Origin of the sequence: Paenibacillus sp. Soil787 (assembly GCF_001429545.1) — a bacterium.
Lineage (GTDB): Bacteria > Bacillota > Bacilli > Paenibacillales > NBRC-103111 > Paenibacillus_E.
This window is the reverse complement of record NZ_LMSP01000044.1, coordinates 435472-457970: the sequence shown is the minus strand read 5'-3', so window position 1 is coordinate 457970 and position 22499 is coordinate 435472. Positions and strand designations below refer to the sequence as shown.

Annotated in this window: 23 protein-coding genes and 2 pseudogenes; 6 read left to right on the top strand and 19 right to left on the bottom strand. The window is 46.1% G+C overall.

Features of this window, described 5'->3' with window-relative positions; all coding sequences use genetic code 11:
* Positions 1–290: 290 nt before the first annotated feature.
* Positions 291–467: a 50S ribosomal protein L32 gene (gene rpmF / locus ASG93_RS28515; protein ID WP_056837598.1), complete on the bottom strand. Its 177-nt coding sequence runs from the start codon at positions 465–467 to the stop codon at positions 291–293.
* Positions 468–668: 201 nt separating this feature from the next.
* Between rpmF and ASG93_RS28510 the strand changes: the two are divergent.
* A pseudogene (locus tag ASG93_RS28510) lies at positions 669–1000 on the top strand (winged helix-turn-helix transcriptional regulator).
* A gap of 551 nt (positions 1001–1551) precedes the next feature.
* Here the strand turns inward: ASG93_RS28510 and ASG93_RS36875 are convergent.
* A complete protein-coding gene (locus ASG93_RS36875) occupies positions 1552–1686 on the bottom strand; it encodes a hypothetical protein (protein WP_268796064.1) in 135 nt (44 codons plus the stop codon).
* 192 nt (positions 1687–1878) lie between these two features.
* Here ASG93_RS36875 and ASG93_RS28505 point away from each other — a divergent pair, with 192 nt between their 5' ends.
* The 3 genes from ASG93_RS28505 to ASG93_RS28495 all read left to right on the top strand — a co-directional run bounded on the left by ASG93_RS28505 (position 1879) and on the right by ASG93_RS28495 (position 3451).
* A complete protein-coding gene (locus tag ASG93_RS28505; RefSeq protein WP_082615152.1) occupies positions 1879–2532 on the top strand; it encodes a TetR/AcrR family transcriptional regulator in 654 nt (217 codons plus the stop codon).
* 74 nt (positions 2533–2606) lie between these two features.
* Positions 2607–2858 (top strand): SRPBCC family protein, encoded by a 252-nt coding sequence (locus tag ASG93_RS28500; RefSeq protein ID WP_082615151.1) that lies wholly within the window; start codon positions 2607–2609, stop codon positions 2856–2858.
* On the top strand, positions 2858–3451 hold the full coding sequence (locus ASG93_RS28495) for an NAD(P)H-dependent oxidoreductase (protein WP_056837593.1): 594 nt from the start codon (positions 2858–2860) through the stop codon (positions 3449–3451). The genes ASG93_RS28500 and ASG93_RS28495 overlap by 1 nt, the downstream gene beginning before the upstream one ends.
* An 89-nt stretch (positions 3452–3540) precedes the next feature.
* Here ASG93_RS28495 and ASG93_RS28490 read toward each other — a convergent pair whose 3' ends face one another.
* The 14 genes and pseudogenes from ASG93_RS28490 to ASG93_RS28435 all read right to left on the bottom strand — a co-directional run bounded on the left by ASG93_RS28490 (position 3541) and on the right by ASG93_RS28435 (position 13133).
* A complete protein-coding gene (locus ASG93_RS28490; RefSeq protein ID WP_235551007.1) occupies positions 3541–4440 on the bottom strand; it encodes an RNA polymerase sigma factor in 900 nt (299 codons plus the stop codon).
* A 111-nt stretch (positions 4441–4551) separates the two neighbouring features.
* Positions 4552–4749: pseudogene (locus ASG93_RS36665) on the bottom strand (sigma factor); the annotation flags it as partial.
* 20 nt (positions 4750–4769) lie between these two features.
* A complete protein-coding gene (locus tag ASG93_RS28485; protein WP_056837591.1) occupies positions 4770–5120 on the bottom strand; it encodes a YciI family protein in 351 nt (116 codons plus the stop codon).
* A 161-nt stretch (positions 5121–5281) separates the two neighbouring features.
* Positions 5282–5680, bottom strand: a complete 399-nt coding sequence (locus ASG93_RS28480; RefSeq protein WP_200984540.1) for a VOC family protein — start codon at positions 5678–5680, stop codon at positions 5282–5284.
* 273 nt (positions 5681–5953) lie between these two features.
* Positions 5954–6346 (bottom strand): DoxX family protein, encoded by a 393-nt coding sequence (locus ASG93_RS28475; protein ID WP_056837589.1) that lies wholly within the window; start codon positions 6344–6346, stop codon positions 5954–5956.
* A gap of 336 nt (positions 6347–6682) precedes the next feature.
* Positions 6683–7072 carry a YmaF family protein gene (locus ASG93_RS28470; RefSeq protein ID WP_056837587.1) on the bottom strand — a complete coding sequence of 130 codons (390 nt, stop codon included), beginning with the start codon at positions 7070–7072 and terminating at the stop codon, positions 6683–6685.
* A gap of 89 nt (positions 7073–7161) precedes the next feature.
* Positions 7162–7662, bottom strand: a complete 501-nt coding sequence (locus ASG93_RS28465) for a (2Fe-2S)-binding protein (RefSeq protein WP_056837586.1) — start codon at positions 7660–7662, stop codon at positions 7162–7164.
* Between the two features lie 3 nt (positions 7663–7665).
* Positions 7666–8499 (bottom strand): FAD binding domain-containing protein, encoded by an 834-nt coding sequence (locus ASG93_RS28460; RefSeq protein ID WP_056837583.1) that lies wholly within the window; start codon positions 8497–8499, stop codon positions 7666–7668.
* Positions 8486–10513, bottom strand: a complete 2028-nt coding sequence (locus ASG93_RS28455) for a xanthine dehydrogenase family protein molybdopterin-binding subunit (protein ID WP_056837580.1) — start codon at positions 10511–10513, stop codon at positions 8486–8488. Before ASG93_RS28455 ends, ASG93_RS28460 begins: the two co-directional genes overlap by 14 nt.
* Positions 10514–10693: 180 nt before the next feature.
* Positions 10694–11140: a cupin domain-containing protein gene (locus ASG93_RS28450; RefSeq protein ID WP_056837578.1), complete on the bottom strand. Its 447-nt coding sequence runs from the start codon at positions 11138–11140 to the stop codon at positions 10694–10696.
* Positions 11141–11175: 35 nt separating this feature from the next.
* Positions 11176–11619, bottom strand: coding sequence for an SRPBCC family protein (locus tag ASG93_RS28445; protein ID WP_063891978.1), 444 nt, complete (start codon positions 11617–11619; stop codon positions 11176–11178).
* Positions 11612–11932: an ArsR/SmtB family transcription factor gene (locus ASG93_RS28440; protein ID WP_056837575.1), complete on the bottom strand. Its 321-nt coding sequence runs from the start codon at positions 11930–11932 to the stop codon at positions 11612–11614. Before ASG93_RS28440 ends, ASG93_RS28445 begins: the two co-directional genes overlap by 8 nt.
* 228 nt (positions 11933–12160) lie before the next feature.
* Complete coding sequence (locus ASG93_RS34585; protein WP_235551004.1) at positions 12161–12337, bottom strand: CPCC family cysteine-rich protein; 177 nt, start codon at positions 12335–12337, stop codon at positions 12161–12163.
* Positions 12338–12374: 37 nt separating this feature from the next.
* The gene (locus ASG93_RS28435) at positions 12375–13133 is read right to left on the bottom strand and encodes a cyclase family protein (protein WP_082615165.1); all 759 of its coding nucleotides are present in this window, start codon (positions 13131–13133) and stop codon (positions 12375–12377) included.
* A 223-nt stretch (positions 13134–13356) separates the two neighbouring features.
* Here ASG93_RS28435 and ASG93_RS28430 point away from each other — a divergent pair, with 223 nt between their 5' ends.
* Positions 13357–13779: an SRPBCC family protein gene (locus tag ASG93_RS28430; RefSeq protein ID WP_056837573.1), complete on the top strand. Its 423-nt coding sequence runs from the start codon at positions 13357–13359 to the stop codon at positions 13777–13779.
* Between the two features lie 644 nt (positions 13780–14423).
* Here ASG93_RS28430 and ASG93_RS28425 read toward each other — a convergent pair.
* Positions 14424–16397, bottom strand: a complete 1974-nt coding sequence (locus ASG93_RS28425) for a glycoside hydrolase family 127 protein (protein ID WP_056837571.1) — start codon at positions 16395–16397, stop codon at positions 14424–14426.
* A gap of 148 nt (positions 16398–16545) precedes the next feature.
* Here ASG93_RS28425 and ASG93_RS28420 point away from each other — a divergent pair, with 148 nt between their 5' ends.
* On the top strand, positions 16546–17409 hold the full coding sequence (locus tag ASG93_RS28420) for a helix-turn-helix transcriptional regulator (RefSeq protein ID WP_056837569.1): 864 nt from the start codon (positions 16546–16548) through the stop codon (positions 17407–17409).
* Positions 17410–17440: 31 nt separating this feature from the next.
* On the opposite strand, the gene ASG93_RS28415 is transcribed toward ASG93_RS28420, so the two are convergent.
* Together ASG93_RS28415 and ASG93_RS28410 are read right to left on the bottom strand one after the other, a co-directional pair.
* On the bottom strand, positions 17441–18559 hold the full coding sequence (locus tag ASG93_RS28415; RefSeq protein WP_056837567.1) for a Gfo/Idh/MocA family protein: 1119 nt from the start codon (positions 18557–18559) through the stop codon (positions 17441–17443).
* Positions 18560–18614: 55 nt separating this feature from the next.
* On the bottom strand, positions 18615–22427 hold the full coding sequence (locus ASG93_RS28410) for a GH32 C-terminal domain-containing protein (RefSeq protein ID WP_056837565.1): 3813 nt from the start codon (positions 22425–22427) through the stop codon (positions 18615–18617).
* Positions 22428–22499 lie beyond the last annotated feature (72 nt).

Genomic DNA, 22499 nt, shown 5'->3' with positions numbered 1-22499 from the left:
TATAGTTGAACCAGATATAAAATAATGTCGAAATAGATAATGAAAATTATTTTTTATGCAAAGTGTGATTACAGGTCCCAACTCTTATTAAATATTCCACGCCCAATCAGTCTTAGCAAAAGTAGGATGATGCCGATTCCTGTAGAAATCCGTTTGAACCCAGAATACTTTACCATTCCCTCGTATAGCCAACCTCGAAACATTGCACCGAGAAACCCCGCAATCCCAGTCAAATACAAAAATGACACTCTAATTGTTTAGAGTGTCATTTAAGGATGCAATTCATATTATTATTGAGCTTTTACGATCTCTCTACCTTTATATGAACCGCAGTTTTTGCAAACATGATGTGCCATTTTTAATTCTGCACATTGTTCACACTTCACCATTCCTGGCACAACCAGTTTAAAGTGAGTACGGCGCTTATCGCGACGTGTTTTGGACGTTCTTCTTTGAGGAACAGCCATATTCAAAACACCTCCTGTTACTTTCATAAATACAACAAGTGATATCATATCTTTCTCGATCTACTTTGTCAATGTTATTGAATTCTATGTGATGCGAAGACATTAAAACCTGCTTTCAAAATTTGATATTAGTGAATAAATCCCAGATGAGCATGAGATCCGTCGTTGCCGCTTACTTAAAAGTAAGGAAGTGATTTATCAATGATTCATCAGCGCGAATGTCCAATCGAGACCGTCATTCACGTTTTAGGTGGAAAATGGAAGCCGATGATTTTATGGCATTTGACGGAATCAACCAAGCGGTACAATGATCTGGAGAAGCTAATACCTGATGTCTCCCAAAAAATGCTTACGCAACATCTTCGTGACTTGGAACAAGAAGGCGTATTGAAAGAACGGTGTACCCCACCGTCCCTCCCAAAGTAGAATATTCACTTAGTGAATATGGCAGAACATTGATCCCTGTAATAGAAGTCATGTGTGCTTGGGGAGAAAATCATAATGAGAGAAAACAAGAAGAACCAGCGTCTTAACGCTGGTTTTTCTTGTTTTCTCGACTTTGATTAGCTATTATCCTTCTGGCAAAGAACAAACTGGATTTCACAAGCTATGTGTTCTCTGAATTACATTGGAGAAAATCCAATAGAATATCAATTCGGGCTTTGGATATCCTACTTTCATTGGAGAAAATCCAATAGAAACTAACATTTTCCATGAATATTGGCATTTCGAGGTAATTCGATTGGAAATAATCCAATGTAAGATGTCATTGTTAGGCCTGAATAGGAAAATCATTGGATAAAATCCAATGGTTCAAGCAAACGCGCCAAGCTATTTCTGGAAAAACCGGAATCTCCCTTCGGGTGAATAAACTCTTCTAGCCGAAGGTTCATCTAACCCTCAGATTTAGCTTTCTTACCACGATCTTCCCATTCCCCCCCAGTTCCTTTTACACCACTTATCCACAAATCAGCAGCTTAATTAATTTCCTATACAACAAAAAAACGCCACCGGTTCTCTCCGATGACGCTTCGCTTTAAATCACTGAATGGTAGAAAGGAGGCGGTTTCCCCGCCCCCTTTCCTTAGGTCAATCTGTTTTTTATCCGCTCAATAATGTTGCTGTTTCTTGCCCTGTAAACGCCAAAAATAACCGATCCCACGACTGCTGCCGCGGCTGCAGTTGATGCAACGATCATTGATTTTTTTGTCTGACGCATTACGAACACCTCCACATTTTTTTGAGCGAACAAAGCTTAGTTTACCTTAGAAAATGAATAAAAATGCAAGCTCTGGCTTTTTCTTATTTTTGGCAAGGGAAGTCACTCCGACGAAGGGCGTGTTTAATCGTTTTCCATCTTAACCGCTGTAACGTATACTATTAATAAAAAATCATAACAAGGTGTGATGACATGTCTCCCCGTACAAAGAAACAGAATGAGTTCATTCGTGAGCAACGTAAACAAGAGATTTTACATGCTGCCGTTCACGTCTATGTGGCAAAGGGCTATTCGGCTACGACATTGAGCGATGTTGCAGATCAGGCGGGTCTTGCACATGGTCTGGTATATTATTACTTCAAGAATAAAAAGATGCTTTTTCGAGAGCTTTACGAAAACATGATGGACCAGTCCCTACACTACACAACAGTGTATTTTGAACAGGATTCGCCGGTGCTCGAGCAATTCAAAAACTATGCCATGCTCATCTGTGAGCGTGTGATCAAGGATCCACAGACCCAGCGTTTTTATATGCGAATCAGCCTGGATCTGCATCATCTATATGAGCCCGGAGAAATGTCGCCATTTGAATGGATGAAGAGCTTTATCAAGCCAATGGCCCAAGCAATTGACAAAGGAATTGGGCATGGTGTCATCCGTCAGGGAGACGTGAACCTTATGGCCATGCAATATTGGGGAGCTATTTCCCAAGGAATGAGTTATCTGGATCAACTGCTTCAGGATCTCGCTGCTCAGGGCTTGAAAGAGACGGAAATTAACCGTGTAATGGGTGAAAAATTCCAACAAATCGCCGAATCGGCAATTTCGTTATTCAAGCCGGATTGAATGTACATTTTATTGTTGACTGAGTTCTCAATCAAAAATATAATGATCTCAAGGAGCGTGATCATTTCCCAACGATTTACAAGGAGATTGTGATTGATGCCTCGCCGGAGCAGGTATGGGACGCGGTGAGCGACGTAGGTGCTGTCCATTATCGTTTGGTCCCCGGCTATACCGAGAATACCCTTATGGACGGTCACGAAAGAACATTCATCCTGCCAAATGGCGGCATGGTACGTCATCTCACTACTAAGATTCAAGCACGAGTAAAACGCGGAGCAGAGGTTATGAAAAAGACCATCGAGGCCGAAACAAAGGGAGGAGATTGATGAGAATTCTGGTCATTGCAGCTCACCCGAACATCGAACAGTCACGTGTAAATAAACGCTGGTTGGCGGAATTGCATGGATATCCCGATCAAATTACCGTTCAAGAACTGTACAAAGCATACCCCGATTATGTAATCAACGCTGAGAATGAACAAGACCTCATTGCAAGGCACGACCGCATTGTATTTCAATTTCCAATCCAATGGTACAGTATGCCGGCTTTACTCAAGCAATGGCTCGATAGCGTGTTTACGACATCCTGGCTATTCGGAGCCGGCGGTAAAGCCGTTGCGGGGAAAGAACTAATCCTTGCCATGTCGATTGGAGGCGATGAATCGTCCTACCAGTCGGGTGGCATGATTGGCTATACAATCAGCGAACTGATCCGACCCTTTCAAGCATTTGCCAATCAAATCGGCATGACTTTCCTACCGCATTATAAATTTTACGGCGCAGTCAAGGCGATGGATGACCAAATCGAAAATAGTGCCTCACACTATTTGAAACACATCTCCTCACCCGATCTTAACCCCATGATCGTTCGAAAACGTATGCTCGACGAAATGAGTAAGGCTAGTTCAAATCCCTTATAAAGCGGGCATAGCAGAAGCGATTTCGAGAACAACACCAAAAAAAAAGGTCTGTCCCTGGATATGGACATCCATGACGACAGACCTGACAACTAACATTCATCAGCTTGCTTCTCCAGAAACGCGCGAATGGAAGGATCCATGCACAGTCCGATGGAGCGGCTGTATGAGGTACGGGCCTCTTCGAACCTCTGCATCCGTTTGAACAAATGAGCGCTCAGCGCCCAATAAGGCTGATAGCTCTTGACTGCTTCGACCGGTACTTCTTCCAACAGCGCCATCCCGATTTCAGCTCCACGCGCCTCAGCAACGGCTGCCGCCCGGCCGACAATTGCACCGATCGTTGGAGCTATACCCACGAGCCCCTCGTACAGCAACGCAATCTCTTCCCACTCTGTTCGGCCAGTCCAGGCACGCTGGGCATGCACAGACTGAATCGCCGCTTCAAGCTGGAACCGTCCGATGCGGTTCCCTTGTGCGGCAGCACGAAGACAATGCTCCGCTTCCTCGATCATCGTGATTGACCAACGGGAATGATCCTGTTCGGTTATCGGAACATAGCCGCCTGCCTCATCGCGCCGTGCATGGCGGCGAGCTTCGCAGTGCAGCGTAAGTGCCATCAATCCCAGCACTTCCGGTTCTCCTGGCATGAACTGTACGATCAGTCTTCCCATGAAAATCGCTTCTTCGGCCAGTCCTTTCCGGCGTGGATCTACGCCGGCCACATCATCCCAGCCGCTCCCATAGGCTGCATAGATGGCTTCAAGCACAGCATCAAGGCGCTCAGGCCATTCATCCTTTCCTGGTAAGTCGAATTTAATGTCGTCGCTCTTCAGTTTCGATTTCGCGCGGGTAAGACGCTGCCCCATCGTAGCAGGCTTAACCACGAAGGCAGAAGCAATGCGGGCTGCGTCAAGGCCAAGCACGGACTGGAGCATGAGCGGTGTGCGCACGGCAGGGTCAATTTCGGGATGAGCGCAAATAAACAGCATCTTGAGCCTTTCATCTGGAAAAGACGAGTCGGGTCCGGCCCATTGCTGCGCGTTTTGCGCCATTGCGATCAAAGTCTCCTTCACACCGGCGTGCACTCGGGCATGCCGGGTGCCGTCGATCAGTCGGCGCCGCGCAGCAGTAAGCAGCCAGGCCTCGGGCTTATCTGGCACTCCGGTCACAGGCCATGATTCCAACGCGGCTAGGAAAGCGTCGGCAAGCGCATCCTCCGCTGCGGCCAGGTCACGCCAATGCACAGCCAGAAAAGCAACCAGACGGCCGTAGGAATCACGGGCCGTCTGTTCGATCATTTGGTGAGCATGCATGGCGCTCATTTCGAGATCGGATGCAAGTTGGGGCGGACCTCAACCGAGCTGCCTGGACAACGTGCCGCCCATTCCAATGCGGTGTCCAAATCTGGTACGTCGATGATGACCAAACCGCCGATTTGCTCCTTGGTTTCGGTAATCGGGCCATCCTGAACCAGCAATTCGCCGCCTTTGCGGCTAAGCGTGGTCGCCGTCTCCGGAGACTGGAGGCCTGCGCTGGTTACAACAATGCCGGAATCGTGCAATGCTGTGACATAATGGGCCCAGCTTGCGGCATACGCCTCCTTGTGAATCGGATCGGCTCGTTTGGCGAAATCCTCCGTCGTTTCATACATTAGCAGTGTGTAATTCATGTTATTGCTCCTCTCGACATTCATAATGGGGTGTTTCATGTCTTCACTATAATGACGATCCAAATCTATGAATTTCTACATCGTGAGAAATATGTTTTGAACGGCAGGTGACGCAACTCAAAGCAGCCTGTAGAACCGAATCTCTTCTAGTAAGAAAAAAATTATACCTGTCCTCTTTGAATGGCATTACACGCACTTAATAAATTTCCATCTGGGTCTTTGAAGCCAAATCCCCCGTGGTCGAGGTTCATATTCAGCTTCCCAACTTCAACATGTTGTTCTATTAGATAATTACGAAATTCTTCCAGATTAGCAGTATAGAAATCTATAACACTGTGGGTTATATCGTTAGAAGTATTTACGAATTGCAATCTTTGGATATCCTTCGTTTGACAAAGAAAAATACCTGGTACACCTATTTCATTAAAAGTTAACATGGCATCATTTGAACCTCTGTACTGTACTTCCAATCCTAATACCTTAACATACCAATTTATTGAGCCTTCTAAATTTGAAACAGGAATTTCAACTGCTGAAATTCTCTTAATTAATTTTTTCACCAGACAACACCCCCGGATTTTGGTAATATGTATTCATTTCGGTATCCATCATAATTTTCCTTCTATTTACAATTATGGCACTACCGTTTTCCGTCCCGACCTTGTATGTTAAAAAGGTTCAAAAGTGCGTTTCAAAAAGGGATCCCTCTCCATGAATTCTTGAACTCAAGTATGTAGAGGTTGTGCAGAGATAATAAAAATGCAGCATCCTGAGGGACGCTGCCGGCTTTGCGTGAAACGTGATGAATAATTATTAGACTAAAAGTCTCTCATTTATTTTTGCAAAGAAAATAATTTGCGCACTTGCTCATTCCTCAACCAAAGGCCTCCCCAAACCAACACTGCAAGATAAGCGGGAAATAGGATCGAAGAAAAAAGTGGGGCATCTATACGAACCTGTGTCGCAATCACGCCGCCAAAATAACCGGTCAACAACACTGCACCTAAGATCGTAGTACGAGGTAATGCATAAAGAATAGTAGAAATAAGTCCGAGTATGCCCATCAAATAAATATGATGTTCCTGATAACCAAGTGATACGGTAGAATCAACAACAAACGCAGGTTTAAATAATTTCATGATACTGTCAAGCAGCATAAACAAAATGGCTATTCCGCTCATCACTCTCGCCGTCCATAGTCGGCCTTTAGAAATTGTTCTTGTCATCGTCTATCTCTCCTTTTAATGGTGTTCCCATAACTGACCCAGAACAAATCAGACGCTTTAACATAGAAGTACATTCAGCAATCTCTCACATTTGGGCTTTTAAAAGGAAGGTTCTTGGACTAATTATACAATGCAAACTTCCTGGTGCAAATAACTCCGTGATTTATAACAAAATCCAATATAAAATTATATTGAGCTACACCGTTGTTCTTAGGAAGTTAAAAAAAAGAGAACTTTCCCTAATGTCCGATTAGACATAGAAAAGTTCTCTTAATTACATTTTCTTCAAGAATATTCATCGACTATAGATGAACATTTTAGTTTGCCCCTCTCCGCCTAACAAACTTCATTTCCTGTGGTTCCCTTATAATGATGAGTATGTGGGTGCATGCCATTTACTGTTGTAAATCCTTCAAAATAATGAACATGCCCTCCAGTGGGAAGATCGATTGCTGGACCTGTTGCTCCTTCAATAATATGAGTGTGACCGTCATTCAAGGAAGTAACTGTATGATAACGATGAACGTGAGGGACGCCTGTCGGAGCTGGCTCCGTAATGCCAATGTATTCGTGTACATGACCATCATTTAATGAAGTAATGCCTGAAAACATATGCCGATGCAAGTATGGCCTGCCATCCCAAGAAGTAATGTACAATCCATGCGAATGATCTGATGATGAGTCGTTTGAGTGAAATACAAAACCTGTTACAGGTACCTTATTCATGTCTTAACTCCTTTATCCCAGTTTACTCACATTATGTATGTTTAAAGGAATTTGACATAGGCATCTGCTTAGGTGATGAAGTTTTCTCTTCAATCCCCAAACGTTTTTGGTTCAATACGACTTTCAAAAGCAAAGATTGTTTTCATTACTTCATATATTTCTAGATAAGACGTACACCTGCAAATGTTGGACTCAAGCCATAACTGAACCATTTCCTCGTTTGCATCTGGGTGCAATTTCGCCAAACCATGACAATTCATAATAAACCCGGGAGTGCAGTATCCGCATTGGAACGCCTGTTTTTGAACAAAGGCCTGTTGTACTGGGGAATCTTTTAATCCCTCGATCGTTGTTATATGCTGCCCTTCCGCTTCCACTGCGAGTATAAGGCAGGCTTTCATAGGGAGATCGTTAACTAATATGGTACAAGCACCGCAATCGCCATTGTCACAACCGGATTTATTCCCCGTCAAACCGAGACCTTCTCGCAGCACATACAGCAGAGTGTCTGCACCTCGTGCCTGTATAGTCTTTCTTTCTCCGTTAATTTGGAATATGACTGGATATACGCCAGTTTCCTGAAGTGACATACTTTACCTCCCTTCTAACCTTTTTACTGTTTCGAACAACGTATTTTTGAGCACAAACGTTCGATAATCGGCAGAGCCTTCCGTATTATTTAAAACGGGAGCCGGAAGGTTCCGGATTATCTGATCAATTCTTTCTGCTAAGGACAATCTTGCGTTGTTTACTATTTGTTCGATTTCAATAGATCGAAAAGGAAATGCGCAAACGCCGCTAAATGCTATACGAATCTGTTTTCCCTTTTTTAACCCAGCCACAGTAACAAGAGGATAGCCTACGTTACCAATTTGCCTTTTTTTAAAATGAATCCATGGCAAAGTTAAATATTCACGATCTATGATCGTTTGTAATAGAAATTCATTACTATCCAATCTCATCCGCTGCAAGAAAACATGATGAATATTAGTCACTTTTATCCCTTCTGGTCCTGCTATAATCATACGGCTGTCTGCCAACAACAAAGGGAGGACAGCCTCCCGATAATGTATTTCACCGCAGATGTTCCCTCCGAGCGTAATTTTATTCCGAGCTGTTTGATCCGCGACTCCTTTGGCGGCTTCGCTCAATAACGGGAACAGATTCGATGCGGATAAACTCGATAACGAGACGCTAGATCCGATAACCAGACCATCCTTTTGTAATTCAGTAACGTTGCTCTCTGGAATGGCCTTCAAATCGACGACTGCTCTTGGGTGAATGAAATTTCTACGGGCAAATGTAATAATTTCAGTTCCACCGGAAAAATACAGAGGATTTTTCCCCTGCGTTTGCAGGTACTGAAATAATTCCACGGCCTTTTGAACTGAAGCAGGTTTATAATATTCAAAGTCAAAAGGAATCATGGATCGTCCTCCAGATCACTTCGGGCGTTAAAGGCAAATGATTAAGTCCTAGACCGATGGCAGTCGACAAGCTGTTCGCCAACGCGGCAGGCATTCCAATCACACCATGTTCGCCTATTCCACGCAATCCATAAGGCGCTTCTAAATGAGGAGTCTCGACAAAATCAATAAAGTACTTCGGCTGCTCTCCATAACGAATCAACTTGTATGTCCGTAGTTGCGGGTTTAGTATGACCCCACTATCATTACTAACTAATACTTCCCGACTGGCTAGACTCAGGCCTATACTCATACCGCCGGTGATTTGACCCCGAGCTAATCCTGGATTGATTACCTTTCCTGCGTCAATGACAGTTGCCGCATTAATGATTTTATATGTGTACTCTCTCGTATCCAATTCAATTTCAACCGCTTGCGCACCTACCGTCCACTCGGGACCGGGGTTTCCTTTACCCGTTTCCGGATCCATTAAAGTTAAATTTCGCATGGCGTTACTCCCGCGTCCGATTACCTGTCCACCTATCGTGTGGCCGTCAGGGAATTTATATCCGTTGGCGATTTTCTCAACTTCTATTCCGGTACCGGAACCATTTTTGAAGTATACTCTCCCCTTACCAACATCCAACTCGTTCGGAGAGCATTCTAGTACTTGAGATGCTATATCTTTTAGCTGTATGATGGCATCCTCAGCTGCTGCAAGAACAGCATTGCCAACCAAAAATGTGCTTCTGCTCGCCACGGTTTTCCAAAGCTGGGGATCAGTTTCGGTATTCACATCCGTGGAAATGTGTATCATCCGATCATCCATGCTTAACCGTTCGGATAAAATTTGAGTAAGTGCAGTCCTCGTGCCTTGACCGATTTCCACGGCTCCACAAAGCAGATTGATACTTCCGTCGGGATTAAACATAACAATACCGAATCCGCGAAATGACGTAGCATATGGATGGTTTGTATACATGCATAAAGAGTCGCAATGAACATTATTAATCTTATAGGGCCCCGTACAATCGGCGGCTCCCGCTCGACTCATCACCGCTCCCCGATCTGAATAGGCTCCACTATCGAATAAAAATAGTATTTCAGCCGCCATAAGTTTCCCTTCGTTCGTACAACCAAGTCTAATTCTGGCATCTAGTCCAATATGAACGGGTGAAGAAATCATATCTTGTTCTCTGGAATTAACGAGTTTAACTGTTTTTCCTCCAACAGCACTGGAAGCCAAATAGGCGAGATATTCCAACTGAATGGCTGCTTTTCCACCAAATGATCCTCCGACTAAAGGTGTATGAACGATAATTTTTTGAAGAGGAATGTGAAAAGTTTGACTGATCGTTCTTCGAATGATATAGGGGGATTGTGATGCGGAAGAAATAATTACTTTTCCGTCAGGTAAAATTTCCGCAGTACAGCGTCGTGTTTCCATAGCTGCATGGTCTGACTGTGGTAAGGTAACGTGAACATCAATGATATGATCGCTTTTCTTCCATCCCTCCTCCATATTCCCTTTCCGTATTTTAGTTCTGTTAGCAATATTTGTTCCAGGCTCCGGGTAGACATTTTCGTGACGTTTGTAATTGGATAGATGCTCATGAAGGAGAGGAGCACCTTGTTGATAGGCCTCCATTGGAGAGTGCAGAACAGGTAAAAGTTCATACTCCACTCTGATTAGCAGTGCTGCCATCTCAGCAGCGTATTCTTGTTCCGCAACGACAATTGCAACGGGTTCACCATAATATCTGACTTTATCAATTGCAATGGGGGGGCGGTCTTCTAAAGGTGAACCCGTTAGAATTGGATGATCTTTACCTATAAGGACTGCCTTCACACCTGGAACTTTCCAGGCGTCCGACGAATCAATGGATATGATTTTTGCATGGGCGTGAGGACTGACCGCTAATTTGGCGTGTAGTATGCCAATTTTCGAAAAGTCATCCACATATTTGGCCGTTCCGGTTACCTTTTCCCAAGATTCCTTCCTCATCGTGCTTTTTCCAATTGATCTTTCGTTCATAGTCCCCTCCTCCAACGAATGATTATTTCACATTTTTCCCCTCCTATAGTTCATATATATTACAGATCTATTGTCCGTATTAATCCAGCCATAAATAAAAGACCTTATCAATTAAATAAGCCAGATATTCCCATGTGAGAGGAATATCTGGCCTTTATCGGGTGCTTTTCGCCCCGTTAATTACTCAACGCTCTTTCCCCATTCGACAGGTTGTTCCAGAATTATCCCGTCTGTCTCCACCCATTGGGTAAGGCTGTTCTCTTTGGCTTGAATAACGATAAAATACAGGTCTTCCGAAGCAGACGTATTCTGTAACACTCTCACTCCGTCTGGAGCGATTCGAACTGAAGTTCCTTCAAACACATCAAATTCGTTTCCGTCCACTTGAAATTGACCTTGTCCTTTAAGAAAGATGTAGAGTTCCTCATTTTGTTTGTGTTTGTGATAAAAGGGGACTTCCCCCTTTGGGGGCAGATTATTGAGGGATACTTCCATACTCGTAAGATTTAACGAATCTTTCAAGAAAATTTTTCCTTTCAGCATTCCTTCCGTTACATTTCTAAAATTGGAAAATGCACCTGCGTGGTTAATGGAATAATTCGCTTGATTCGGCTCCAATTTGTTCACCTCTCCTTAGATCTAATTGAATCAATAATGTTAAATTAAAAGGCTGGCAGGGTTTTGCCTGTTTCGAGCAGGCTCTTTAAATTACTGAGAATGGCAGGCCAGCCGTTATTGAATCCTTCCATCTTGCCTTCATCTTTGCGAATATCCTTTTCTAATAAATCCTCGTGCCGGAGCGTCAATTTTATGGTGGCGTTCATGGGTGTTAATTCATAAGTAACCTTGGAGATTCTCTCCCCTTCACCGTCTTTAACGCTCCAAGTAACTGTGAGTAACCGATACGGCTCGCATACAAGAACTTCACCATGATGGTCAACCTTATCTTTATTCATCAATTTAAAGCTGGAACCAACTTGCCAATCTGAAACGATTTCACGACCGAAAAAATACTGCTTGGTGAATTCACTGTTAGTTAGGGCTGCCCAAAGCTTCTCGGGTGTAGTTGCGATGTAAGTGGCATAAACGAATGAAGTCTTATTCACGTTCAGAATCCTCCTCTAAGGCTTGCTTTAGTGTGTTTAATGCCTCAACCCGGTGATGCTCAAACTTGCCGATCCAGCGATGATAAATTTCCCCGATAGGTACCGGATTAAGATAGTGCAGCTTTTCACGGCCTTGCCAAACGACAGTAACAAGATTTGCCTCTTCCAGCAGCAGAAGGTGCTTTGTAACAGCTTGACGAGTTATCGTCATTTGTTTACAGAGTTCTCCCAAGGATTGTCCGTTATTCGCGAACAAGAGGTCGAGTAATTCTCTGCGTGTTCCATCTGCAAGTGCTTTAAAAAGTTTATCCATGTCTCTATTATATGCAACAATTTAGTTGCATGTCAACATTTGTATAAACGTCGATATTCCTGCGGGGATTCAAACAACCATTCCATAGGAGCTTCCTATATGAAATGGTAAAGTAATGAATTGAAGTTTCACATGGGCCTAAGAAATGTTCCATTTCAACTAATCTGCCCGTTCAATGGAATTAAAAAAAGAGCTGCTTCAATGCAGCTCCTGTAGTATCGTTCTCCATTAACTCAGTGGTTTCCAATTGGGGTCACGAATATCTTTATTGGTAACAACTCTGACGAATTGTTTGCATCGCTCTTCACAAGCACCAAAATCTTTAAAATTTAACTGCCCTTGTCTTAGCGATACCTTGTTTGCCCCACCTTCATAGTCCGATTCGTTATAACTGAAAATAAGCACTACTACACATGGTACGTGCTGTAGCACTTTTTCTGTCTCATTCCTCCACAATTGCGACCGGACGTGTCCAACCTGCACTCGCCTTTTCCACTTTGATCGGAAAGCAGCATACTTTGAAGCCGAACGGCTTCGGAATTTTCTCCAAATTGGCCAGTTTCTCGATCTGACAATATTCCCGATCCTTGCCGACATAATGCGCTGCCCACAGGACGCCTTCCCTTGGCTGCTTTTTGTACGCTTCAGCTTGCAGGTTAAGCGGGATATCCCAGCCCCAGCCGTCAGTACCGACTACCTTGACGCCTTGATCCAGTAGCCACAGCGTAGCCTCGGCAGATACCCCGGCGTGAAGGAACGCATAATGCTCGTGGTACAACCGTTTGTCCGCATCGCTCCGGATGAGAACAATATCGTACGGTTTCAATGTATAATCGATCCGTTTCAGCTCCGCTTTCAGATCATCTGTCGTAATCTCGTAACCCGGCGGCTTCGTGCTGAAATCGAGCACTACACCGTCGGAATAAAACCATTCGAGCGGCAGTTCGTCAATCGTTCTTGCCTGCTTCCCTTCCGAAGTCGGCCAGTAGTGCCATGGTGCGTCGATATGAGTACCCGCATGCGTGTTCAGGGTCACCGTTTCCGTCGCCCACGCTTTGCTTTCCGGAAAATCGTCCTGTTTAAGTCCGAGTGCCACCGACGCTTGCAGTGCCCCGGCCTCATGGTTCGCATACTCGATCTTCGCCGGTAGAGGCTCGCGGATGCGCGGACTAATCGGCACACTTAAGTCGATAAGCTTCATCACATATTCCTCCCTTGTCTCCCGATTCAAGCCCATTATACCATATTGCTCCAATTGCCGATTGTCCACTCTTGCACGGGACGGCCTCCTTTCGAAACAGTGAGTCTTCGAGCCGGCTGAAGAGGCTGCCGATGACGGCAGCCTGGGCTATTGCTCGCCCCTAGTTTAATGGTATAATTACCCATAGATGATCTAAATTACATATAGTGAGGCGGTAATTATAATGGAAACAGGTAATCAAATAATCACGGTAGAAACTACAGTTCATGCACCAGTTGGAAAAGTGTGGGAGTATTGGACAGAACCACAGCATATAACAAAATGGTCTTTTGCTTCTGATGACTGGCATGCACCAAATGCCGAAAATGATGTAAGGGTTGGCGGAAAATTTCTTACAAGAATGGAAGCAAAGGATGGAAGCTTTGGATTTGATTTCGGTGGAGTTTATGATGAAGTGAGGATAAATGAATTTATTTCTTACACTTTGGGAGATGGAAGAAAAGTTACGATCACTTTTATTAGTCAAGAAAACGAAACTAAGGTAATTGAAGTTTTTGAAGCAGAAACCGCCAATTCCATTGAGATGCAAAAAGCAGGCTGGCAGACGTTTCTAGACAATTTCAAAAAATATAGTGAAAATTTCTAAACAAGATTAGGATAAAATAAATGGGTTTAATCATAATCATTGATATATTAATTTAAACCTTCCTTTCGGAAGGTTTTTTTATGCTATCAACATTAAAGTTTAGAAATAAGGACTGCATGCAAATGTAGTTAATAAGCTTTGTTGATCGTCCGTTTAACCTAATCTGCTCACTAGCATAAACACAGCCACTAGCCGGCTGCCTCTATGTCGATATTAAGTTGTTGTTTCTCGTTAGTACCGGAGTCCGAATGCGGATAAACTTTCACAGCTGTTTGTACAATGAAAGAAGGGGCACAGAAAACAAAAAAAATGAGGTGGCAAGATTCTTGCCTTCTCATTTTTTTCTGTCGACTGCAAAGGAAAGTCACCACATCTTTCGCTAGCGGAACGTATAGCCGTTATTTCGGAAATTCTGCGCATGAAATCGAATAAGAGGAACGTGAGGACGCTATTTTATCAGAAAAGAACGATCCAGAGGCAAAAACCGCGAAATAACGCCTCCTCGTTCCTCTTTATCCTGATTTCGGGCATTTTCGTTCAAATAACGCCTCCTCGTTCCCCCTCTACGGTTCACATGATCGCGATTATGAAATCACTGACCTAAGAGCATGATTAATTTCGAAACGAGACGTTTCGAAGATCATTCAAACACGAATCCAGACAGTCATCTCGCCAGGCTGTCGGTTGCCCCACAAATAATAAGGTACAGCTTTAAGCTTGACCGGCTCAGACACTTGCTGCTGCGCAAGCGGGCGGTACGCCATGTTCTCTTGCCAGGAAGCTCGTTCATCGGCGCGACCTTTCGCTTCAATGACGACCGCTCCACCGAGCAGCTCGGTGTCGTAAGACGATTGCAGCTCCGCGTTGCGATCGATAGACAAATTAGGAAGCAAGCTGCCGTTGTCCGCTTCCTCCAGACAATAAACTAGCGGACCGCGTTCGATAGCAGCTTTACCCGCATTGGCCCTGATCGCCGGATGTGAGGTGATCAAATGCGCCTCAAGCACGGGCTCCCATTCCACGATGTCTCCCTCTGCCCATTGCCTAGATAAGGCCGCATATCCATTCTCAACATCATAGTCCGAAATCTTGCCGTTAATTTTCAACACAGCTTGCCCATAGCACCAAGATGGAATGCGCAGCGCAAGCGTAAATGCAGCGTCCGGAACAGCAGTTAATTCAATTCGCACATAACCTTCCCAAGGAAGACGCGATTGCTGCTTCAATACCACTTGACCGACAGCAAGCTCGAACTGCGCTTCGCTGCCAATGAACAGATGCGTATAAACTTTGTTATCCTCTGCAGAAGTTGTATAAATATAATCGTTCAGCGAGGTGAGAAGACGCGCCACATTCGGCGGGCAGCAGGAGCAGCCGAACCACTTCTGCCGCACCGACTTCACATGCCTACGGTCCGGGTTATTCAAGGAAGCCTTCGGCCACACTTCTAGTGGATTGACATAGAAATAATGCTTCCCGTCCCGCGACATACTGCCTAAAACATTGTTGTACAGCGCCCTCTCCAGGACGTCAGCGTACTCGCTCTTCGCCTCCAGAAGCAGCATACGACGAGCGAAGAAGATGAGACCGATGGAAGCGCACGTCTCCGCATATACGGTATCGTTCGGCAAGTCGTGGTCGAAGGTGAACGCCTCGCCTTGATGCGTCGAGCCGATGCCGCCTGTAATGTACATCTGCCGTTTCGTTGTGTTGTCCCACAATCGACGGCACGCCTCGAGCAGCTCCCGGTCATCTGTCAAGCTTGCAAGGTCCGCCATCGCCGCGTACATATAAACCGCCCGTACGGAATGGCCTAAAGCGACGTCCTGTTCACGAACTGGCACATGCGCCTGATTATAGGCTATTTGTTCGATGGTCGGAATCGGCAGCTCCTTCTTCGCCCAATGACTGTACCCGCCTCTTTGCTTGCATTCCTCAATCAGAAAGTTCGGCAATTGACCGCGCTCGTCGATGAAAAATTGCGCCAGCTTCAAATAGCGCTCCTCTTCCGTCGCATGATACAGCTTCACTAGCGCCAGCTCTATCTCCTGGTGACCGTCATACCCTCTCAGTTTGCCTGGCTCACGACCAAATACGGTGTCAATATAGTCGGCAAATTTGCACACGACATCAAGCAGTTTCCGTTTTCCCGTGGCTTCGTAATACGCAACCGCTGCCTCTATCATATGACCCGCACAGTACAGCTCGTGCGCTTCATAAAGATTCGTCCACTCTTTACCCGGTTCTTTTATCGAGTAATACGTGTTCAGATAACCATTGTTGTGCTGAGCCTTGGCAACTAGCTCGATCAACTCGTCCGCAGTTCGCTCCAGCTCGGGATCGGGTTGGCTTGCAAGCGAGTATCCGACCGCTTCAATCCACTTCGCCACATCGCTGTCCTGGAAAACCATCCCTCCAAATTCGCCTTCCTCCATCCCGGCCGCAATCCGGAAATTACGGATCGCATAACTCGGCTCCGCATCTGGAATCCGGTCGTTAAGCGCCTCCCATTGGTAGGGAATAACCGTCCCCCGCACCAGCTCTGTAAATTGGTTCCAAAATCCATCCTGTATGCGTACACGCCTTCCACTCAGCCGCATGCTCGTTGAAATCCCCATATGCATTTCCTCCTAGAAACTGTATGTGTTTTATATGACATTTGATTATCGCACTCATCCAGTTTATCCTTGAATTTAGGGATAAACTACGAATAAAACGAACCTATTTTTTATAAAATTTCACACTACAATTGGGAGGGGATCGGGAATGAACGAATCGGGAATCATTTGGATGGAGCTGCCGCCAGTGCCCTATTACATTTCGACCGGCTTATCAACCTTAAGTCCGGGAGAACAGCACCCGAGCCGGCGGAATATCGGCATCTTCGACCTGCTTTGGGTTGTCAAAGGGACGTTATATATCGGAGAAGAGGATAGGCAGTGGGAGGTAACGGAAGGACAGACACTGCTGCTATTGCCCGACCGTTATCACTATGCGGTGAAGCCTTGTGAGACAGAGACTGTTTTCTATTGGAATCATTTCGACTTTAAAGGGAGTTGGCTCCAAGCGGCGGACAATGCTGCAAACCCAGCCTACCCGATCCAGCACGCATGGGCAAACCCCTATACGATTCGGATTCGGCAGTTTGCCTCGCCGCCGGAATTTACCCTTGCCGAATGCCACCTTCGCAAAATGCTCGCGTCGTCAGACCAGCATCGCTCGGCGACCTTTTGGAACGAGCAGCAGCTGTTCATGGAACTGCTGCGTCTATTAGAGGAAGGGTATAGTGGAAGCGACGCCTCCCCTGCTTTAAAGCTCGCAGAGAAAGCGGAAGCTTACCTTAGGCAGCACTATCAATCCGACGTGACGAATAAATCTCTTGCGGAGGCCCTTCATTTTCACCCGAACTATATTGTTAGGTGTATGAAAGAGATCTACCACTGTACTCCGATGGAATATCTGCACGAGTATCGACTGGAACAAGCTAAGCTGCTGCTGATCAAAACCGATTGGCCGATCGGGCTGATCGCCGAACGCGTCGGTTTTGGGTACGCCCCATACTTCTCCAACTGCTTCAAACAGTATGCTGGCATCTCGCCTCTGCGTTTCCGCAAGCAGTATTCACATTAGTTTTACTAATTGAGGACCATCGCAGTTTAATTCAAGAACGGGCTGATTTCATTTCTGCTAGAACCGTATCTTCATAGGCATGCTTTTCACCTCGAATGATGTCTTGGACACTTACTGGCTGACCCGTATGTCCGGACTCCAAGGCGGCGAACACGACTCCCAATGCTTCGAGTCCACGTTCAGCGCTGGAAATAGGCTGCTTCTGCTCAGCAATCGCTTCCCACAATTCAATGTAAGAGTGGGCAAAAGGGTTTTCTACAACTTCAGGCGCGTAACGCTGGATGATTTCGGAATGGGTAACAATTGATTTGTCTTCAAGTGTTACGTGTTGACCAGGACGCAGGCATCCTTTGCTCCCATAGATCCATACCCCGTCAGTCTTCTCGCCGTGGGCTGCTGTGCTGCACATCCAATGGCCCAGACCTCCATTCTCAAAACGGAATACAGTGACAGATGTATCTTCTCCGGTAGGGTGAATGGTTGTTTCTCCATTGTTTAATTCCTTTTCAAAAATTCGCGTATAGGAGAACACTTCTTGGATAGGCCCATTCACTTCCGTGAAGAAATGAGTGCGGTGAACCCCATGATCGTTAATCCAGCCTGCGCCCGCGCGGCCTTTCATATGACGCCAAGCTGTTCCAGCAAAAAACGAGCGCCCCAGTGTGACCGCTGCGTAATCCATGATCATATACACATCGCCGATTAAGCCGGCTTTTACTGCGCGCGCCATCGCAACATTACCAGCGCCAAGCACACTCGGCTCGGAAAGCGTCAATACTTTGTTGTACTTCTTGGCATCAGCAAGCATTTTGCGGCCAAAGGAAGGTGAAATCGCCAGCGGTTTTTGCATTTGCACGTGAATGCCTGCTGAGAAGCAATCCTCCGTCACTGTATGATGCAGATCATGATCCAGTAAGACGGATACCGCATCCAGACCGCCTTGCTCCAGCATCTTGCGATAATCTGTGTATACATCCGGTCGGAGCCCAAGCTGGCTCTCCACCTCTGCGGCAAAAGCCCCGGCTCTCTCTAACTTAAGATCGCAAACAGCCGTCAGCTGAAAGGTTGGCTTGTTCTCATCTTTTAATTTCTTTAAGCCTTCCAGGTGTGCACCGGAAATCACTCCGCAGCCAATGAACCCGATTTTCATACTAATCTCCCCATTCCTTTGAACAATGATATAGATAAACTTAACAGGTTACTGATTAATTGGAGGCCCAAGTCACATTCTGGTAATAGGCTCTGCCTCCAAACAGATTAAGACCGAAAATACCACTGCTGAAATGCTCGTCGTTGACATCTATTACTGGCATGGAGCCACCGTCAAAATAAATTTTGATATTCGTTCCGCTGGTCACAATTTTCACATGATAAGCTTTACCGGACTGCAGAAGCATCGGCACGCTGGCAATGATTTGCGAGCTTGTAAAGCTGCCGTTCAGCTTGTAGAGCAGGCGCAATGTTTTCAAACTTGGATCGACATTGAAATAATAGCCGTTCGAACCGGTGGCATCGCCGCGGAAGATGATGGAACCCGCTCCTCCAAGCGTATCCAGCTTCATATCGGCTTCATAGGTGAAGTTGCCGCCCGTTATCGTGGACATATAGTTGCTGTCCAGATCAAAATAACCTGCAATCCCGTCAGCCGTCGGAATCCACTCTGCTTGGTTGGTCGAAGTCCATCCTGTCAAATTCGTGCTGAATGCAGAACCAACCTGGACGACCATAGTGCCCACAATCGAGCCGATCTGTGTCGTCGCCGTAATTACGGCGCGTCCAGGACTGATGCCGGTTACATCGGCACTGCGTGCATCCATAGTGGATACAGTCGCAATGGCCGTATTACTGCTGCTCCAAGTCAAATTCTTGTTCGTTGCTGTATGCGGCAATACAGTCGTGTAGAGCTGCTGCGTAGAACCAACGCCGATTTCCATCTTGGGTTTATCCATTACCACTTTTTGCGGAACGGTTCCGCTTGTCGGTTCAGTCCGCCATGTATTGGCAAGCGAATAAACACTCATGGTGAGTACTGTCACATTGCCGCCTGTCGAATAGAAATTCAAGCCGTCACGGGCTGAATCCGGCAGGATAATATCGGAGAAGACGACCTTGCCGTCATTGCCGAATACCTCAACAGAGGATTCATCAACATAAATGTGCATTTTCACATGATTGCTGACTGGGGTGACGACTACATCATTTCGCGAAGCAAAATGGGCTGTGAAATCGGTCCGGCCCGCATTCACGCGGTCCACGAACATTTTGGAAGAAGGCGGCAGATAACCTACAACTGTTTTTTGACTGCCAAGCTCTCTAAGACTAAGCCCGAACTCAGAGGCTGCGCCCGATGTAGGAATCAGGAAATCAGCATCGATTTCGTAAGCGTTGCCGGATAAGCCGGACAACAAATTCGTGCTCGTCGGTGTTATGGTTATGTTGTTAAATGTAGTGGCTGTGCCGCGCAGATTATTCATCTCAGTAACTGGTTTCTGGGCAAGCCGTACACCCTCCGGATTCGTTACCAGTGTAAGCTCGCGCGGTATCGACAATTGCCCGTGGAACGGGAACGTTGGCTCACTGAATGGATGCTCCCAGTTGCTCATCCAGCCGATTTCAATTCGTCGCGCATTCGAAGGAATGTCCGAGAAGGCCATAGCAGCATACATATCTTTGCCATATTCGCTTCTAAGCACGGTGTTGGCCGGATTGTCGCTGGTAAAAGCCGACCCGTCGAAGGAACCTACGAAATATTCAGACGATGACCCATTCGTTTGCGTTGCTGGACCTGTACTGATCGAAAGCACCCATTTCTTGTTCGTCGCCCCCCCATCTACCCCAAGCTGGAAGAAATCAGGGCATTCCCATGTACCTCCGTGCAGATAGGCGCCAAAACCGAATGAACTTGTGTATGTCCAGGTGAGCAGGTCGGTGGACGTGTAGAAACGGATATTGTCCCCGCCGGATACCACCATTACCCATTCATTGTGGTCGCTGTCCCAAACAACCTTAGGGTCACGGAAGTCCCATCCGCCGTTCACGCCGCCGGGATTTTGCACAATCGGATTGGCTGAATACTGCAGCCAGGTTCTCCCATTGTCGGTGCTGTAGGCGAGACTGATTTGCTGATTGCCTCCAACTTTATCGGGGTCATAATTCGTATAGAAAGCAACGAGACCAGAGCCGCCGCCAAATAATCCTGTCACATTGTTCGTATCCACGACCGCCGAACCTGACCAGGCATTGCCCAAATCATTGAAGGGAAGCGCGATAGGAAGACGCTTCCAATGCGTAAGGTCCGTGCTGACTGCATGCCCCCACCGGCCTTCGTCCTGATGAAACAGATGATATTCACCCTCATAATAGACAAGTCCATTGGGATCGCTTGCCTTGCTTGCTTCCTGCGTATAATGATACCCAGGACGGTACATTTCATTCGAATATGCGCTTAAATCGGTCAAAGTCACATTCTGAAAGTAAGCTGTTCCATTATACGTATTCAGACCAATCTGTCCGCTCGAATAGCTGCCGTCTGTGGCATTGATCGCCAAGGTCGCATAACCGTCCACATAAACTTTGATAGATGAACCGTTTGCGGTAATCTCAACATGGTACGTTTTGCCGGTATCGATCGTACGCGCGGATGCCGCAATTGTCGTTCCGGTGCCCGCATTGAATAAGCGGATTTGATCCAGGTTAGGATCAATGTTAAGTACATAACCACTGGAAGCGTTTGCATTTGCGCGGAACAGAAGCCCTGCTGTTGCGAAAGGCGAGCCGGTGTCTACTTTCAAATCACCTTCAAGCACGAAATCGGAAGCGGTGTTCGAAGCGATTCGGAAAGTGTCAGCCGCCCCGGAGCTAACGGCTTTCACACCGTCCAAATGCGGAGTCCATTTTCCATTAATGGCCGTCCAGCCTGCTAAATTCGTGTTCGCGTCGCTGATCAGAATTTTTTGGAATTTGGCACTGCCGTTATAGACATTCAGCCCAACAAAGCCTGACGAATAAGTTGAATTCGTAACCGTCAGAATCGGATCGTAGCCATCCGCCTGCAAATAATTGGTTTGCAAATAAAACTTGAGCACAGTGCCTTCAGCTTTCACCTTCACATGATAAACTTTGCCGGTATCCAGGGTGACTGTTTGCGTGCCAAGCGTTACATCGTCGCTGATATTGAACAGACGAAGTCTGTCCAGATTCGGGTCCATCTGCAGGCCGTATCCCTGTGTTGCGCTGGCATTCGTACGAAATAGCAGCGTGGATACCGCGTAAGTGTCTTCAATAAGCACATCCGCCTCATACGTAAAATTATCCGAGCTCGTAGATGAGATTGCATACGCATTTTGCCCGCTGGAAGCCGTCCCTCTCCAGCCTTGTGTCGTAGGCGTCCATGTCCCTGATGTCACATTCCAGCCTGTTACATTCGTCGTCGTTTCATACTGGAACGCATTCTGGAAATAAGCCGTTCCGTTATACACATGGTAGCCCAGTATCCCTGTGGAATACTTCATATCACTGACGGAAATTGCCAGCACACTGCCTAGATATACTTTTATTTGCGGTCCGTCAGCCGTAACCTTCAAATGATAAGCAGTTCCTGTATTTATCATCGTTGCATACGGTGTTCCCACGTCGGAGCCAGTAGCATAGTCGAAAAGTCTTACACGATCGAGATTCGGGTCTATGCTGACCACGTACCCATTAGTACCGTCTTCGCTGGCTCGGAAGACAAGGGAACCTACGCCGAATGCAGAGGCGCTGTCTACTGTCACATCGGCTTCGTACGCAAAATTAGTCCCGGACGTAGTCGTCGACATGGCAAAAGCATTCGTATTCGCTGTGCTCACTCCCTTAACTCCGCTGCCTGATTGGATAGACCAGGTTCCGGATATTGGTGTATAGCCCGGCATATTCGAATTGAAGCTTGAAGCGTAAGCTGTAGTAACTCCTAATGATGCCGCACTTGAAACGACAAGCATTAGAAGTACCTTCAACATCCATTTGATCCCTATTTTCATGCATGCTCATCTCCAAATTTTCATATCCACATTAAATATAAGCGCTTTATGTTGAGGGATGAGAAAAGCGCC